General features: G+C 62.7%; 11 protein-coding genes. 4 read left to right on the top strand and 7 right to left on the bottom strand.

The genetic code is table 11. From position 1 onward, the window contains the following. Positions 1 to 27: 27 nt before the first annotated feature. From EN845_RS24380 to EN845_RS24370, 3 genes are all read right to left on the bottom strand, one after another. Positions 28 to 3450: an SPOR domain-containing protein gene (locus tag EN845_RS24380; RefSeq protein WP_127872660.1), complete on the bottom strand. Its 3423-nt coding sequence runs from the start codon at positions 3448 to 3450 to the stop codon at positions 28 to 30. A gap of 103 nt (positions 3451 to 3553) precedes the next feature. Then, positions 3554 to 5311, bottom strand: a complete 1758-nt coding sequence (gene argS / locus EN845_RS24375) for an arginine--tRNA ligase (protein WP_127872661.1) — start codon at positions 5309 to 5311, stop codon at positions 3554 to 3556. A gap of 61 nt (positions 5312 to 5372) precedes the next feature. Next, positions 5373 to 6587, bottom strand: a complete 1215-nt coding sequence (locus EN845_RS24370; RefSeq protein ID WP_127872662.1) for a deoxyguanosinetriphosphate triphosphohydrolase — start codon at positions 6585 to 6587, stop codon at positions 5373 to 5375. 76 nt (positions 6588 to 6663) lie between these two features. Here EN845_RS24370 and erpA point away from each other — a divergent pair, with 76 nt between their 5' ends. The 4 genes from erpA to EN845_RS24350 all read left to right on the top strand — a co-directional run bounded on the left by erpA (position 6664) and on the right by EN845_RS24350 (position 8601). Next, positions 6664 to 7011 (top strand): iron-sulfur cluster insertion protein ErpA, encoded by a 348-nt coding sequence (gene erpA / locus EN845_RS24365; RefSeq protein WP_127872663.1) that lies wholly within the window; start codon positions 6664 to 6666, stop codon positions 7009 to 7011. A gap of 7 nt (positions 7012 to 7018) precedes the next feature. After that, positions 7019 to 7411 carry a VOC family protein gene (locus EN845_RS24360; protein ID WP_127872664.1) on the top strand — a complete coding sequence of 131 codons (393 nt, stop codon included), beginning with the start codon at positions 7019 to 7021 and terminating at the stop codon, positions 7409 to 7411. 7 nt (positions 7412 to 7418) lie between these two features. Further along, the gene (xth, locus tag EN845_RS24355) at positions 7419 to 8213 is read left to right on the top strand and encodes an exodeoxyribonuclease III (protein WP_127872665.1); all 795 of its coding nucleotides are present in this window, start codon (positions 7419 to 7421) and stop codon (positions 8211 to 8213) included. Between the two features lie 88 nt (positions 8214 to 8301). Then, entirely contained in the window at positions 8302 to 8601 is a 300-nt protein-coding gene (locus EN845_RS24350) for a hypothetical protein (RefSeq protein WP_127872666.1), read from the top strand. A 163-nt stretch (positions 8602 to 8764) separates the two neighbouring features. Here the strand turns inward: EN845_RS24350 and EN845_RS24345 are convergent, their stop codons facing one another. The 4 genes from EN845_RS24345 to EN845_RS24330 form a co-directional block, all read right to left on the bottom strand. Beyond that, positions 8765 to 9613 (bottom strand): tetratricopeptide repeat protein, encoded by an 849-nt coding sequence (locus EN845_RS24345; RefSeq protein WP_127279924.1) that lies wholly within the window; start codon positions 9611 to 9613, stop codon positions 8765 to 8767. Continuing rightward, a complete protein-coding gene (gene ilvD, locus EN845_RS24340; RefSeq protein ID WP_127872667.1) occupies positions 9600 to 11324 on the bottom strand; it encodes a dihydroxy-acid dehydratase in 1725 nt (574 codons plus the stop codon). Before ilvD ends, EN845_RS24345 begins: the two co-directional genes overlap by 14 nt. A 288-nt stretch (positions 11325 to 11612) precedes the next feature. Next, complete coding sequence (locus EN845_RS24335) at positions 11613 to 12851, bottom strand: OmpP1/FadL family transporter (RefSeq protein ID WP_127278526.1); 1239 nt, start codon at positions 12849 to 12851, stop codon at positions 11613 to 11615. Between the two features lie 357 nt (positions 12852 to 13208). After that, positions 13209 to 15992 (bottom strand): valine--tRNA ligase, encoded by a 2784-nt coding sequence (locus EN845_RS24330; protein ID WP_127872668.1) that lies wholly within the window; start codon positions 15990 to 15992, stop codon positions 13209 to 13211. Positions 15993 to 16035 lie beyond the last annotated feature (43 nt).

Genomic DNA, 16035 nt, shown 5'->3' with positions numbered 1-16035 from the left:
GCCGGCTTTGAAGGATTGGATCGACGTCTAGCGCGATACGAAGCAGTTGCCGCCCGCGGCCTTGTAGCTGGTGCACAGATTGATGGCATCGTTGCGCGACTGAGCCGGAACGCGGACGCGGTAGAACGTTCCCTTGCCGGCAATCTCGGCCTTGACGATGTTGGCCGTGCGGCCGGAAAGCACGCTGCCATAACGGCGCTGCAGATCCTGGTAGGTCGACTGGGCGCTGTCCACCGTCGGCTGCGAAGCGATTTGTATCGACCACGCACCGCTGCCGGTCGCGGTCGAGGCCGGATCGATGGAAGCGACCTGATCGGGCTTGACCTCGCCGACCACGTCGACCGGCTGGTCGGACGGACGTTGCGGCGCGATCGCAACCTTGGCTGGCGTGTTGGCCGACTGCGCCTTGGCTTCAGCCTTGGCAGGCTTGGCGGCAGGCTTCAGAGCCGGCTCATCGTCAGCCTGCGCGGCGGCGGGCGCCACGGTGCCAGTCTGGTCGGTGCCAGTCTCGTTGGCGCCAGTCTGGTCGGCGCCAGTCTGGTTGGCGCCAGTCTGGTCGGCTCCGGCAGGCGCCACATGCTGTGGCGCCGGATCGGTCGGCTCGGCCGCGGCCACCTGCGGTGCCGCCGGTGCCGGATCCTCGCGCGCCACCAGTGAGCCGTCGGACTTGACCACCATGGTCCTGACCTTGCGCGGCGCAACGGCAACGACGTCGTTGTTGGTGCCCTTGTCGGCGTCCTGCAGGACCTGCGCGATGCGATCCTCCGACTTCGGCGCGGGCGCCGCATTGTCGGCCGGGGCCGCGCCAGCGGTCGAAACCTCGCCACCGCCATCCGTGCCGGCGGCGGCGTTCTGATCGGGAGAAAGATCGACGGCGCGGGCCGGGTCTTTCGCCTGCACGTCCACTGGTTCCTCAGTGTTGGTGACAAGCTTCTGCTGGACCGGCTCGGCGGGCTTCGCGCCCTTGACCACCGCGTCATAGACCTTGTTGTCCTGGTTCGGCACCACCGTGCCGCCCGGATTTTCCGGCTTGACCTTGATCGGCGAATTGTCCGCCTTGACGATCACCGGAGCTTCGCTGCCGCCCTTGCCGCCCAAAGACAGCGCGAAGGCGCCAAGGCCGCCCGCGACCGCAACGGCACCGACAATCGCGGCAATGAACAGGCCGCGCCGGCCCGACGGCCTGGCGGCTTCCCGCTCGCCGAGGCCCGGAACCGACATCGCTTCGTCCAGCTCGGGATCGTAGTCGAGTTCATCGACGGCAAAATCGTCCGCCTGAGAGACCGGCTGGCTGCCGGGCAGATTGTCGAGATCGAAGCCTTCGGCAGCATCGGCATAGCCCGAGGCCGACGCGCGGGCGGGCATTTCCGCCGGCCGTGCCGCATAGGTCCGCGCTTCCGGCTGATAGGCTTGCCTCGGCTCTTCATATCCCGGATTGACCCCGTCATATCCCGGATTGACCCCGTCATATCCCGGATTGGCCGCGCCATATCCTTTATTGAACCCGGTATTGTAGGATGATTCGTCGGCATAGGCGGCGTTGCCGGCAGTAGCAGGCGCGACCTCGACCGAATTCATCTCGGTCAGAAGGCTGGCGAATTCGGCGTCGAGATCATCATAACCGGCCGCTGCCGGCTCATCTTCCTCGAAATGCAACTCCGGAATGTCGAGATCGTCAGCCAGCGCGACGACGCGCTCCGGCACATCGACCGTCTCGACATCGGGCATCTCTTCATAGTGCGAGGACTGCCCTGCCTGCGGCGCCGATACCGGAGCCATATAGGGAGCAGCCGCAACCGGCTCGGCCGAACGGTAGGACGGCACGGTGGCCACTTCCGGGGCCGCCATCCTGGCCGCCATGGAGGGAGCAGGCTGCGCGGCAAACGCCGGCTGTTGGGGAACTGGTGTCACGCGGCTCCAGGAACGGGCCGACTCCGACGCTCCGGAACGTTCCGCCAGCCAATCGAGCGAATCGGCCTGATCCGGCCGGGACGCCGTTTCGTGACGCGAACCGATGCTTTTGGCCAGGGCGGCGTCGAAGGCATCATTGTCGAGATCGACATCACCCTGTTCAGCGGCATCCGGGCCGAAATCCTGGTCCTGAAGTTCATCGAGCACCAGGTCGTCGAGGTTGGCGTCGGCGGCCTGGGCGGAGCCGGATTGATGCGCATCCTCGGACGCTGTTTCATCGAGATCCCAGTCGAGGTCACCAACAAGATCGACGGGTTCCTCCGCGATCTTTGTAGTCGCGGCGAGAGGCGGCTGAACGGTCGCGGCGGCTGGCTGGGTCACGGCGGGCTGAACCACGGCCGGCTCCTTGGCCGACGGCAGCGTGCGCGCGGTCATGGCACCGAGAAGCGCGTTCAACTCGTCTTCGAGGCTTCGTTCGTCCGCGATGGGCGCTTGCACCGGCGGCACAATGGCTGCCACGGGTGCTGCCGGTTGCGAGGAAGCCGCGGCGATTTCGGCGACGGGCTCTTCGGCAGGCTCGGCAAACGCCTCGTCCAGATTCAGGTCGAAGGCGTCATCCGAAACAGCTTCAGCGCCTGGAATTTCATCCTGCGTCTCGACGGCATCGGCGCGCAGTTCGTGCGCCGGCTCCTCATCAAAAGCCTCCGGCTCGTCCGCCTGAACGTCAAAATCCACATCGACATCGGGCATGGCATCGTCGAAGTGACCCGCGAAATCCTCGTCGGAGATCACCTGGGTTTCATCCGCGGCGGCCAGTACAGGTTCTGGATAGTCGACAGCAGCCGCTTGGCGCTGATCCGCCGGATGGTCGTCGAGCATCAGCTCGTCTTCGAGCGAGATCGCGACCGCATCGTCGAATTCATGATTGGAGGCCGGCTCGACGGCCACCGGCACTTCGGCCACCGGCGATTCAACGGCATACCGGGCCTCGGCAGCCTCGTCCTCGATATGGAAATCCTGGTCGAGGGAGGCGGCAAGCTCATCCTCCATCGGCAGATCATCGTCGAAGGGCGAGATGTCTTCGAGCGAACTGGCGACGGCATTGTCGAAATCGGCGTCGAAGGCAGGTTCAACGGACGGCACGGCTTGCGCGGCGCCAGCGGTCGCATGGCTGGCGGCGACCGCCTGGTCATCGGCATCCGACATGTCCAGGTGGAAATCGTCGTCGAGTGACAATGCGAGATCGTCGTCCGCAACATCGACGGCCACCGGCTCGACTGCCGGCTCATGAGCTGCGACAACTGGAGCGGCAACGCTGTCGGCAGCGTCGAACTCGCCCATCAGCTCCTTTTCGAGGTCGATGTCGAAATCGCCCTCTCCCGCGGACGGTTCGGCCACAGCGGCTTTCGGCTCGGCCGGCGCCTGCGGCTTGACCGGCTGGCGCGGGTCGAATCCCATGATCCTGGTCAGTTCCGCGAACGGATCATCGTCGGCGATGTCGTTGTTGTCGGCTGCTCTCAGTTGGGTTCTGTCTGCCATTATCGTTCCCGAACTCGCACTCATTCGGACGCCTTGGACGTCGCGCAGGGTTGGCCCTTACCAGCGCAATGTGGGCAAAAGGTGACAGGTTTTTTAGTCAAACCTAACGCATTTCGGTGGGCGCAGCCGCTCCGATCAACGTCAGGCCGGACGTCAGAACATCCGAAACAGCCTGCACCAGCCCTAGTCTGGCATGCGTCAATTGTCGGTCGTTAACCTTAACAAAACGTAAGTCCGGATTATCCGTGCCCCGGTTCCAGTGTCCGTGGAAACTGGAAGCCAGATCATAGAGATAAAATGCCAGCCGATGCGGCTCGAGCGCAAGAGCGGCGGACTCGATCAGGCGTGGATATTCGGCAAGCTTCCGGATCAGCCCGATTTCACCTTCGTCGGCCAGCGACGTTGCCGCGGCCGCCAGGTTGTTGCGATCGAAATTCGCCTCCCCCAACTGTTCGCTCGCCTGCCGGAACACCGAATGGCAGCGCGCCGAGGCGTACTGCACGTAGAACACCGGATTGTCCTTCGACTGCTCGGTGACCTTGGCGAAGTCGAAATCGAGCGGCGCATCGTTCTTGCGATAGAGCATCATGAAGCGGATCGGATCGCGTCCGACTTCTTCCACCACCTCGCGCAACGTCACGAAATCGCCGGACCGCTTGGACATGCGCACCGGCTCGCCATCGCGAAACAGCTTGACCAGATTGCACAAGAGGACGGTGAGCTTGACGTCGTCGCCGGCAATCGCCCGCGCCAAGGCTTCCAGGCGCTTGACGTAGCCGCCATGGTCGGCGCCGAGAACATAGATCAGGTCGACGAAGCCGCGATCGACCTTGTCCTTCAGATACGCCACATCGGCGGCGAAATAGGTGAACGAGCCGTCGGACTTGACCAGCGCCCGGTCCATGTCGTCGCCGACGGCGGTCGAGCGGAACAGCGTCTGTTCGCGGTCTTCCCAGTCGTCCGGCTTCTCGCCCTTGGGCGGCGGCAGCTTGCCCTTGTAGATATGGCCCTTCAGCGTCAGGTCGTTGATCGCCGAGCGGATCTTCCTGGCATTGTCGGCATGCAGCGTGCGTTCGGAGAAGAACACGTCGTGGTGCACGTTGAGCAGCGCAAGGTCCTCGCGGATCATCGCCATCATCGCATCGATGGTCCGGTCCTTGACGATGGCCAGCGCCTCGTCGTCCGGCATCTGCAGCAAGGAACGGCCGAACTCCCTGACCAGGGCCTCGCCGACGGAGACAAGATAGTCACCGGGATAAAGCCCCGGCGGAATCTCGCCGATATCTTCTCCAAGCGCCTCGCGGTAGCGCAGCATCGCCGAGCGCCCAAGCACGTCGATCTGGGAGCCGGCGTCGTTGATGACATATTCCTTGGTCACGTCGTAACCGGCGAACGCCATCAGATTGGCGAGTGCGTCACCGACGACGGCACCCCGGCAATGGCCGACATGCATCGGCCCGGTCGGGTTGGCCGAGACATATTCGACGTTGGTTTTGCGGCCGGCGCCGATCGTCGAGCGGCCATAGTTGCGCCCCTCGCCTAGAAGCGTCGACAGATGCGCCTGCCAGAAACCGTCCTTGAGCCGCAGATTGACGAAGCCTGGACCGGCGACCTCGGCAGCGGCGACGTCATTGTCCGCCCGCAGCGCTTCCGCCAGTTTCTCGGCCAGTGCGCGCGGGTTCTGGCCGGTGGGCTTGGCCAGCACCATTGCCGCATTGGTCGCGAGATCGCCATGGCTGGCGTCGCGGGGCGGCTCGACGGCGATGCGCGACAGATCAGGCGAAACGCCATTGCTGTCTTTCAGGTCAAGCGCTTCGACAGCCTTTACGACTCGCGCGGTGAAATCGGCGAAGATGTTCATGGTGTATGCTCTGGCGGCTTTACGACGAATCCGGCCCTTTGGCCGGCAAATCGAGCCCGCCCTAGCTCAAATCCGGGGTGCGGTCAAACAAACGCCTGTGTTCCTTGAGCGCGTAGGTGTCGGTCATGCCGGCCAGGAAATCGGCGACGCTGCGTGCCTTGATGCGATCCTCGGCGCGGTCCAGCCCTTCGCGCCAGCCATCGGGCATGGCGCGCGGGTCGGCGAAATAGACGTCGAACAGGTCCCTGACGATCTGCTCGGCGTCCGCACGCACCCGCATGACCTCTTCGTGCCGATAGAGGTGCTTGTAGAGGAAGGCCTTCAGTTCCTTCTCGGCTTCCGCCATTTCGGCCGAAAATGTCACCATCGTCTCGCCCGCCGCCCTCACCGCCTCGACGCTCAGCGGCCTGATCCGCTCCAGATTGGCGGTCGTTGACTTGATCACATCCTCGACCATGGCCGTGATCTGCCGCCGCATCAATTCGTGGCCGGTGCGCACGTCGTCGAGCCTGGGATAGCGCTCGCGCACGCTCTTCAGGATCGTTCCAGGCAGCGAAACGGCCTTCAGCATGTCCAGCGTCAGCAGCCCTGACCGCAGCCCATCGTCGATATCATGCGTGTTGTAGGCGATATCGTCGGCAATCGCCGCGCACTGCGCTTCGATGCCGGCGAACCGGTCGAGTTCGAGATCCTGCAATTGCGAGTAGTCGCGGATCGCCTGCGGGACCGGCCCTTTCAGGCCCTTGCCGCTGCCGTCGGTGAGCGGACCATTGTGCTTGACCAGGCCTTCAAGCGTCTCCCAACTCAGATTGAGCCCGTCGAACTCGGCGTAGCGCGCCTCCAGCCTCGTCACGATGCGCAGGGATTGTGCGTTGTGGTCGAAGCCGCCCCACGCCGCCATCTTCTCGTTCAGCGCGTCCTCACCTGTGTGGCCAAAGGGCGTGTGGCCGAAATCATGCACCAGTGCCACCGCTTCGGCGAGATCCTCGTCGCCGCGCAACGCCCGCGCCAGCGCACGCGCGATCTGTGCCACTTCGATCGAATGGGTGAGCCTTGTGCGGTAGTGATCGCCTTCATGGGCGATGAAGACCTGCGTCTTGTGCTTCAGCCGCCGAAACGCCGTCGAATGGATGATCCGGTCGCGGTCACGCTGGAAAGGCGTGCGGGTCGGACTTTCCACCTCGTCGAACAGCCGGCCGCGCGAGCGCGCCGGATCCGTGGCATAGGCCGCGCGCGGCCGATAGCCGAATCCGATGTCGCCAAGCTCATTTGTCATGGCTGATGCTGCCGCAGTTGACTTGCCCCGTCGCGCTTCATACCTATCATGTGAAACCGAAAGCAAGGTGACGCCTATGGGCGCGGATGCCAAGACCGCCATGAAAGTCGAGATGACCGAGGCCGCCGCCAAGCGGATCGCCAAAATTGTCTCTGGCGAGGCCGGCAAGACGGCGCTGCGCGTTTCCGTCGAGGGCGGCGGCTGCTCAGGCTTTTCCTACAAGTTCGATCTGGTCGACGCGCGCAATGACGACGACGTTGCCATCGAGAAGGACGGCGCCACGGTGCTGATCGATGATCTGTCCCTGGTCTATATGGGTGGCTCGGTAATCGATTTCGTCGACGATTTGATGGGGCAGTCGTTCCAGATCCGCAACCCGAATGCGGTCGCCTCCTGCGGCTGCGGCACCAGCTTCTCCATCTAGGACCGAGATGCCCGCAACCGGCGCGGTTCGTCAGGTTGCGCTCTCCGCCGGTCGCGACCTCGACGCGACATTGGCCTTTTGGCGCGATGTCCTCGGCATGAGGGTGCATGCGCGGTTCGATCCGCCCGGCATTGCCTTCATCATGGCCGGCGATGTCAGGCTGTTGTTCACCGACGGCATCCCGGCCGGCACCATCTATCTCGACATATCAGGCCTCGAAGCCTTCCACGCCGAGGCGAAGGCAGCCGGCATCCCCTTCACCGCGCCGCCGACGCTGGTCCATCGCGACACCGAAGGGCAGTTTGGTCCGGCGGGGGAAAGCGAATGGATGGCCTTTCTAAAGGATCCGGCAGGCAATACGATCGGTTTAGTCGAACGCCTTCCGCCGCAGGAACAATGAGACCGTCATGAAAATCGTCACCTGGAACATCAACGGCGTGCGCGCCCGCATCGGCAACCTGACCCATTGGCTGACCGAGAGCGCGCCCGACATCGTCTGCCTGCAGGAGATCAAGACGGTCGACGAGCAGTTCCCGCGCGCCGAGATCGAGGCGCTTGGCTACAATGTCGAAACCCATGGCCAGAAGGGCTTCAACGGTGTCGCGCTGCTGTCGAAGTTGCGCTTCGATGAAGTCACCAGAGGCCTGCCGGGTGACGATGCCGACGAACAGGCACGTTTCATCGAAGGCGTGTTCTCGACCGACAAGGGCGCGCTTCGCGTCGCCTCGCTCTATCTGCCGAACGGCAACCCGATCGATGACGAGAAGAAGTTTCCCTACAAGCTGTCCTGGATGGCGCGGCTGGAGCGCTGGGCGCAGGAGCGCCTGAGGCTGGAAGAGGCGCTGGTGCTGGCCGGCGACTACAACGTCATTCCCGAGCCGATCGACGCGCGGTTCCCGGAGAACTGGCTGGGCGACGCGCTGTTCCAGCCACAGACAAGGCAGGCCTTCCGCCGGCTGCTCAATCTCGGTTTCACCGAAGCGGTGCGCGCGGTCACCGATGCCCCGGACACCTACACCTTCTGGGACTATCAGGCCGGCGCCTGGCAGAAGAACAATGGCATCCGCATCGACCATCTGCTGCTGTCGCCTGAAGCCGCGAACCGGTTCTCATCGGCGTCGATCGAAAAACATGTGCGCGCCTGGGAAAAACCATCCGATCACGTCCCGGTGGCGATCGACCTCGCGCTGCAGCCGGCCTGACGCAGACCCTTCTGCCGCCGAGTAGTCTGGACCTCGTGTCGCCACAATCACGCGCATGATGGGAAATCATCATGGTGGCCGGGTTTCCATGACCGTTCGATTTGCTCATTATCCGATCGGCTTGGCATTCGCCACGACCGCGATCGTGCCGGCCTTCGCCGCCCCGGAATGTCTCGCCAATGGAAAATCCTATCCGGTCGGACAGGTCACCTGCCTGACGGTTGCCGACCAGAGTCATTTGGCTCGCTGCGACATGGTGCTCAACAACACATCCTGGACCAAGGTTGGCGATAGCTGCCCGGCAAACACCATGGCGCCGCACCTGCACGTCACACCGATCTCGACACCCGCGCCAAGCATGGTCCCGACGGAGCCAACCGAAAACTAATTTTCTCCTGGATTGCCTCGTCCTCGGATCGAGACGAGCCTCGATAGGCCGGCGTTGTCCGTCATTACCATGCCGACGTTCTTCGCTAGAGAAGCCAAGCAGTTGGCTTCTCGTCCGCTACACGGATCGCTCCTCGGCTCGCCGCAGGTGACGGGGAAAGAGCCTACTGATCGGCGTTGCTGCCCTTGGTCAGGATGTCGTCCGCCAGCGAGATCGCGGTGCGGCGGTCGGCTTCGCCGGCCGCGGCGAACGCCTCTTCCTGCATGCCGCGGATCCAGGGCTGATCGGTCGGCGACGCACGCTCGAGGGCCGCGGTCATCATCGCCAGGCCGCGCACGATCTTGCCGCTCTGGAACAACAGGTGGCCAAGCGTCGCTTGCGCACCGGCATGGCCCTTCTCGGCGGCGAGTTGGAACCAGCGCCCGGCCTGCTTGACGCTGGCCTTCACACCGCCCTCGCCCTTCAGGAACATCTGGCCCATCTCGAACTGAGCGTTCGGATTGCGGTAGTTGGCGGCGGCGCGCATGTAATATTCCTGCGCCGCCACCTCGTTCTCGGTGACCGGGCTGCCGGGAATGCCAGTGCGCAGATAGTCGCCGAGCGCCACCAGCGCGTCGGAGACATAGCTTTCTTCCGGCGAGCCGGGCTCGACGTCCTGGTCGACGATCTCCGAGAAGAACTTGAAAGCCTCATAGTCGTCGCGGGCCACGCCGTCGCCCTCGGCATACATGCGGGCAAGCTTCCAGGTGGCGCCGATCTGGCCGTTTTCGGCGGCATATTTGTAGGCCTCGGCGGCCTGCTCCTTGTGGCCGCTCTTGTAGGCGGAGAACCCGAACTGAAACACTGCCCAGGGGCTCGACTGCGGCTTCACGCCGGTCTTGTCGTCGAACACCTTGTCGTCGAAGGCCATGGCCTGGCCCACGGCGCCAAAGATCGCAACCGCGACCAGTGCCGGAAGGACAGATGACCTCAACAACTCTGGTGTTGACTTCAACAACTCAGATATCCGCATAGCAGTGTGTTTCTTTCGCACCGCCCGGATGGGTGACCGCGCCATCCCTGGCGGACCCTACCGTCTGTGCGTATTTCCATATCGCGCCCGACTGATAGTCGGTCGTGCGCGCCTTCCATGTCTTCGCTCGTGCCGCCAGTTCGGCCTCGGACAGCGCTACGTCGATCGTTCCGTTCACCGCGTCGATCGAAATCACGTCGCCATCCCTGATGAGGCCGATCGGGCCGCCAACCGCCGCTTCCGGGCCGACATGGCCGATGCAGAAACCGCGCGTCGCGCCCGAGAAACGGCCGTCGGTGATCAGCGCCACCTTGCCGCCCATGCCCTGGCCGTAGAGTGCCGCCGTCGTCGACAGCATCTCGCGCATGCCAGGACCGCCGCGCGGTCCTTCATAGCGGATGACCAGAACCTCGCCTTCGCGGTAGGCGCGGTTCGTCACCGCCTCAAAACATTCCTCTTCCGAATCGAAACAGCGCGCCGGGCCGGAGAATTTCAACTCCGCCATGCCCGCGACCTTCACGATCGCGCCTTCAGGGGCAAGATTTCCCTTCAAGCCCACGACACCGCCGGTTTGGGTAATTGGTCTGTTGGCCGGGCGGACCACATCCTGGTGTTCATTCCAGGCAACGTGCTCCATATTTTCGGCCAAAGTACGGCCAGTGACCGTCAGGCAATCGCCATGCAGATAGCCGTGGTCGAGCAGCGTCTTCATCAGCAGCGGAATGCCGCCGGCCTCGAACATGTCCTTGGCGACATATTTGCCGCCCGGCTTGAGATCGGCGATGTAAGGCGTCTTCTCGAAGATTTTCGCCACGTCGAACAGGTCGAACTTGATCCCCGCCTCATGCGCGATCGCCGGCAGATGCAGCGCGGCATTGGTCGAGCCGCCGGTGGCCGAAACAACGGTCGCCGCGTTTTCCAGTGCCTTCAGGGTGACGATGTCGCGCGGGCGGATGTTTTTGGCAATCAGTTCCATGACCTTTTCGCCCGAGGCGAAATTGAAGCGGTCGCGCATTTCGTAGGGCGCCGGCGCGCCGCAGGAATAGGGCAGCGCAAGACCGATTGCCTCGGCGACGGTGGCCATGGTGTTGGCGGTGAACTGGGCGCCGCAGGAACCGGCCGAAGGACAGGCGGTCTGCTCGATTTCAAGCAGCTCGGCGTCATCGATCGTGCCGACCGAGTGCTGGCCGACCGCCTCGAACACATCCTGCACGGTGATCTGGCGGCCGCGATAGCTGCCGGGCAGGATCGAGCCGCCATAGATGAAGATCGACGGCACGTTGAGCCGCACCATGGCCATCATCATGCCGGGCAGCGACTTGTCGCAGCCGGCCAGGCCGACCAGCGCATCGTAGCAATGGCCGCGCATGGTGAGTTCAACCGAATCGGCGATGACTTCGCGCGACACCAGCGACGACTTCATGCCCTGGTGGCCCATGGCGATGCCGTCGGTGACGGTGATGGTGCAGAATTCGCGGGGCGTGCCGTTGGCGGCTGCCACGCCCTTCTTGACCACTTGCGCCTGGCGCATCAGCGAGATGTTACAGGGTGCTGCCTCGTTCCAGCAGGAGGCGACGCCGACCAGCGGCTGCGCGATTTCGGCCGCCGACAGGCCCATGGCATAGAGATAGGACCGGTGCGGCGCACGCGCCGGACCGACAGTCACATGGCGGCTAGGGAGCTTAGCCTTTGAAATGACCTTGGCGTCCATTCTCTTCCTTGCCGCGGGCGGTGCGGCCTGCCCCATCGCCGAGCCTTTTGGCGCGTGTCCCGAGACGAGTTCGAGGTGCGCCGGGTTTATGGCGGGAAATGGGCAATTTCCTCGGCCTGACCTTTAGCGCAGGGGTTGTTCAGAAAGTGTTGCCAAAACGTCACAATCGCACGAGGCGGCCCAAGTGCGGCTTATATGCAACGCAGCTTGTATGATGGGGCCAGCGACGACGCCGCACAAACGAAAAGGCCAGGCAATGCCCGGCCTTTCACTAAAACTTTCAAACGCTTAGAACTTGATCTTGACGCCGCCGGATATTGCCGTGACCAGATCATTGCCGAAGTCGTAACTCGCGTCGTCACCTGCAACATAGCCATTGTCCCCGGCCACTATACCTGAGTGACCGCTGGTCAAGACGCCTATTGCGCCAGCTACGCGAAATTCAATGTTGGGCTTAGGCGTGTAGGCAACACCGCCGCCAAGTGTCCACGTATCGGTCTGCGCTCCATAGCCGTGCGAAGTGCCACGATCCCATGAAAGCTGACCAGCAGCGCTCCACTGATCGTTAAACTTGTGGCCAACGCCGCCTGAGATCGTCCAGCCATCACGATACATCAGATCGAGTGAGGTTAACTGTGCAGAGTGCAGTTTGTCGCCCGTGACACAGAGCGCGTCGGGAGTACCCACCGCACAAATTGGAACGCTCTGCAGGACACTCCAATTGACCCACTTGACGGAGCCAAAAGCCAACCACCCAGGAGCGATGCCAGATTGCAATTTGAATTCAACAACATCCGGCATATATTGCGTGGAGCCGTAGATCGGAATTATGCCCTGGCCAACACTGGTCAAATCGAGCGTACCCTCGATGTTATCGAGCTTAACCTTCGAGTTATAGACGAGGCTCGCGCGCAGTGCGATGTCTGGGATTTCATAAGCGAGGCCAGCGCGCCAGCCCCAGCCAGTGGTCGACAGATCGACACGGCCCGTCGGTGACGGCCCAAATGGGTTGAAAGCCACAAGACTTTCCTTAAAGCCGTAGACCTTTTGATAGAACACACCGCCGATAAAGCGAAGCTGACCTTTGCCCGCATCCATCTTGTACGAGCAGGTGCCCGCGTAGTTATCGCTCTTGATGTCGGTCTCTATGTTTGAAACTGCGCCGTTCCACATGCCTGGCGCGGAATGTGCTCCCCAAGGTTGGGAATAGTCGACCATGCAATCGACGCCCGGAACGACCTGCGCCTTAACACCGATGCGCGGCACCCAATAGCCCTCCGCTCCATCAGCCGAGGTGCCCAAGCCGAGATTGAATCCGCCCGGCCCCTTGGCATTCTCGTATTTGCGATCCGGCATCACATAGGTTGCTTCGGCCTCCGTCGCGACCTGGGCCGGATCGAACAGCAGGTCGATATCGTAGCCGCCGCGCTCCAGACCGCCAGCATGCGCCGGGTGGATAAGCGAGCCCATCAAGGCCAACGAAAAGCACCCTGCCCCCAGCAGTGCTTTCAGACGCAAATTGCTCATGGATGTCCTCCCGAATAACTAGTGGATCAAGCTAGAACCAATTCAAGTTAACGGCGCAACAACGAATTCCCGGGCGTACATGTACATGTCCGCCAAACGCTTTTTCGACAAAATGCAAAGGAATGTCACAAGGCCAAAAACGGCCCTGGGCACATCCAAAACGCCGAAAAGATGCACGAAAATGGCCCCAAAAAGCTCGAAAACAGCTAATTTTGAGGGGATTTGGCCCCATTGTTACATTATGGCAACAATGGGGCTAAAAGTTTCCGTTTACGTCAACATTTACGCAACGGAATGCCCATTTTTGAGGCCGGTGACGCATGGAATTCGCTCCGGGGTCATGCACGAATCTGCCCTTCAGCCGGCGTCGCGAACCCTGGTCAGCGCTACCGAAAGCTTGTCCTGCGCGGCGCGATATTCGGCCAGCTTTTCCCGCTCGCCTTCCACGATCTCGGCCGGCGCGCTGGCAACGAATTTCTCATTCGACAGCTTCTTGTGCAGGCGCGCGATTTCCTCGGTCACCTTGACCAGTTCCTTCTGCAGCCGCGCGGCCTCCGCCGTGAGGTCGATCAGGCTGCCAAGCGGCAGGCAGATCGTCGCCTCGTTGAGCACGATCTGTGCCGACCCCTTGGGTGCCGCATCGGCGAGCGAGATGTCACCAACACGCGCCAGCCGCTTGATCGCTGAGTCCTCGCGAACCAGCCGTTCGCGCGTCACGTCGTTGGCGCCGACCACCACGAGCGGCGCTATTGCCGCCGGCGGCACGTTCATCTCCGAGCGCACCGAGCGGATACCGGAGACGAGATCGACCAGCCAGTTGATGTCGGCGGCCGCTTCAGCATCCTCGAAATCCGGCGACGGCCATGCGGCATGGCACAGCAGCGAGGCGCGTTCCCTGCCCTCATCCGCCGTCTGCGCCCACAGCTCTTCGGTCATGAACGGCATCATCGGATGCAGGAGCTTGTAGATCTCGTCGAGCACGAAAGCGACGCAGGCGCGGCTCTCGGCCTTGGCGGCCTCGTCCGTGCCCATGAATACCGGCTTCAACAGTTCCAGATACCAGTCGCAGAACAGGTTCCAGACGAAGCGGTACGCGGCTCCCGCCGCCTCGTTGAAGCGGTATGAGGTGATGCCGTCGGTGACCTGGCGTGCGGCGCGTGTCAGCTCGGTCAGGATCCAGCGGTTGACCGCCAGCTTGGCGTCGTTCAGCCAGAAATCGTCATTGCGCGCGACTTCGTTCATCTCGGCAAAGCGCGTCGCGTTCCACAGCTTGGTGCCGAAATTGCGATAGCCGGCGATGCGCGCCGGGTCGAGTTTCACGTCGCGTCCCTGCGCCGCCATCACCGTCAGGGTGAAGCGCAGCGCGTCGGCGCCATATTCGTCGATCAGATCGAGCGGGTCGATGACGTTGCCCTTCGACTTCGACATCTTGGCGCCGTTCTTGTCGCGCACCAGCGCATGCACATAAACGGTGTGGAACGGCTCCTCGTCCATGAAGTGCAGGCCCATCATCATCATGCGGGCGACCCAGAAGAAGATGATGTCGAAGCCGGTCACCAGCACATCGGTCTGGTAGTAGGTCTTCAGTTCCGGCGTCTGGTCCGGCCAGCCGAGCGTCGAGAAAGGCCACAGCGCCGACGAGAACCAGGTGTCGAGCACGTCTTCGTCGCGCGTCAGGATCTCGCCCGGCTTGAAGTTCTCCAGCTTATCCTCGACCCAGGCCTTCCAGGGGCCTTCGAGCGCCAGATAATATTCGATCGCCGCGCCCAGCGCCTCTTCCTCGGACTTCTCGACAAAGACGCGCCCATCCGGTCCGTACCAGGCCGGGATCTGATGCCCCCACCACAGCTGGCGCGAAATGCACCAGGGCTGGATGTTCTCCATCCAGTCGAAATAGGTCTTCTCCCAGTTCTTAGGCACGAAATTGGTGCGCCCCTCGCGCACCGAGGCGATCGCCGGCTTGGCCAGTTCCGCCGCGTTGGCGTACCACTGCTCGGTCAGGTACGGCTCGATCGGCACACCGCCGCGGTCGCCATGCGGCACGGCGTGGCGATGCGGCTCGACCTTGTCGAGGAAGCCGCCGGCCTCCATCAGTTCGACGATCTTCTTGCGGGCGACGAAACGGTCGAGACCGTCGAGCTCGTCCCAGACAGCTTGCCGTTCCGGCGTCGCCTCGAGGCCCGCCAGGAAGTCCTCGTTGTCCTTCAACTTGACCGCCGCCTCGACCGTCAGGATGTTGATCGCCGGCAATTGGTGGCGTTTGCCGACCTCGAAGTCGTTGAAATCATGCGCCGGCGTGATCTTGACCGCGCCCGACCCCTTTTCAGGATCGGAATACTCGTCCGCCACCACAGGTATCTTGCGGCCAACGATCGGCAGGACGACATTCTTGCCGATGAGATGTTGGAACCGCTCGTCGTCGGGATGCACGGCGACAGCCGTGTCGCCCAGCATGGTCTCGGGGCGCGTCGTCGCCACGGTGATGAAGGTCTGTGGGTTTTCCGGATCGAAGGTCGCGCCTTCGACCGGATAGCGGAAATGCCAGAGATTGCCGTTGACCTCCTGCTGCTCGACCTCGAGGTCGGAGATCGCGGTCAACAGTTTCGGGTCCCAGTTCACAAGGCGCTTGTCCTTGTAGATCAGCCCTTCCTTGTAGAGCGTGACGAACACTTCGAGCACGGCCTTGGACAGGCCCTCGTCCATGGTGAAGCGTTCGCGCGACCAGTCGGCGGAGGCGCCGAGACGTTTCAGCTGGTTGAAGATCAACCCACCCGATTCGGCCTTCCACTCCCACACTTTCTCGATGAATTCTTCGCGCGTCAGATCGCGGCGATGGATCTGCTTTTCCATCAGCCGCCGCTCGACCACCATCTGCGTGGCGATGCCGGCATGGTCCATGCCGGGCTGCCACAGGACGTTCTTGCCGCGCATGCGCTCGAAACGAACCAGAATGTCCTGCAGCGTGTTGTTGAGCGCATGGCCCATATGCAGCGACCCGGTGACGTTGGGCGGCGGAATGACGATGGTGAAGGCCTCGGCCCCCTCTTCCGCTCCGGCGCCGGCGCGAAACGCGTCGGCTTCCTCCCACATCTTGGCGATCTTCGGCTCGACGGTCTTGGCGTCATAGGTCTTTTCAAGCATGGGAAAACGGTCCGCGCTGTCGGGAATTTTGCTGGTTCGGTGT

It is taken from the genome of Mesorhizobium sp. M8A.F.Ca.ET.202.01.1.1 (assembly GCF_004791595.1).
Classification (GTDB): domain Bacteria; phylum Pseudomonadota; class Alphaproteobacteria; order Rhizobiales; family Rhizobiaceae; genus Mesorhizobium.
This window is presented reverse-complemented; position numbering and strand designations above follow the sequence as displayed.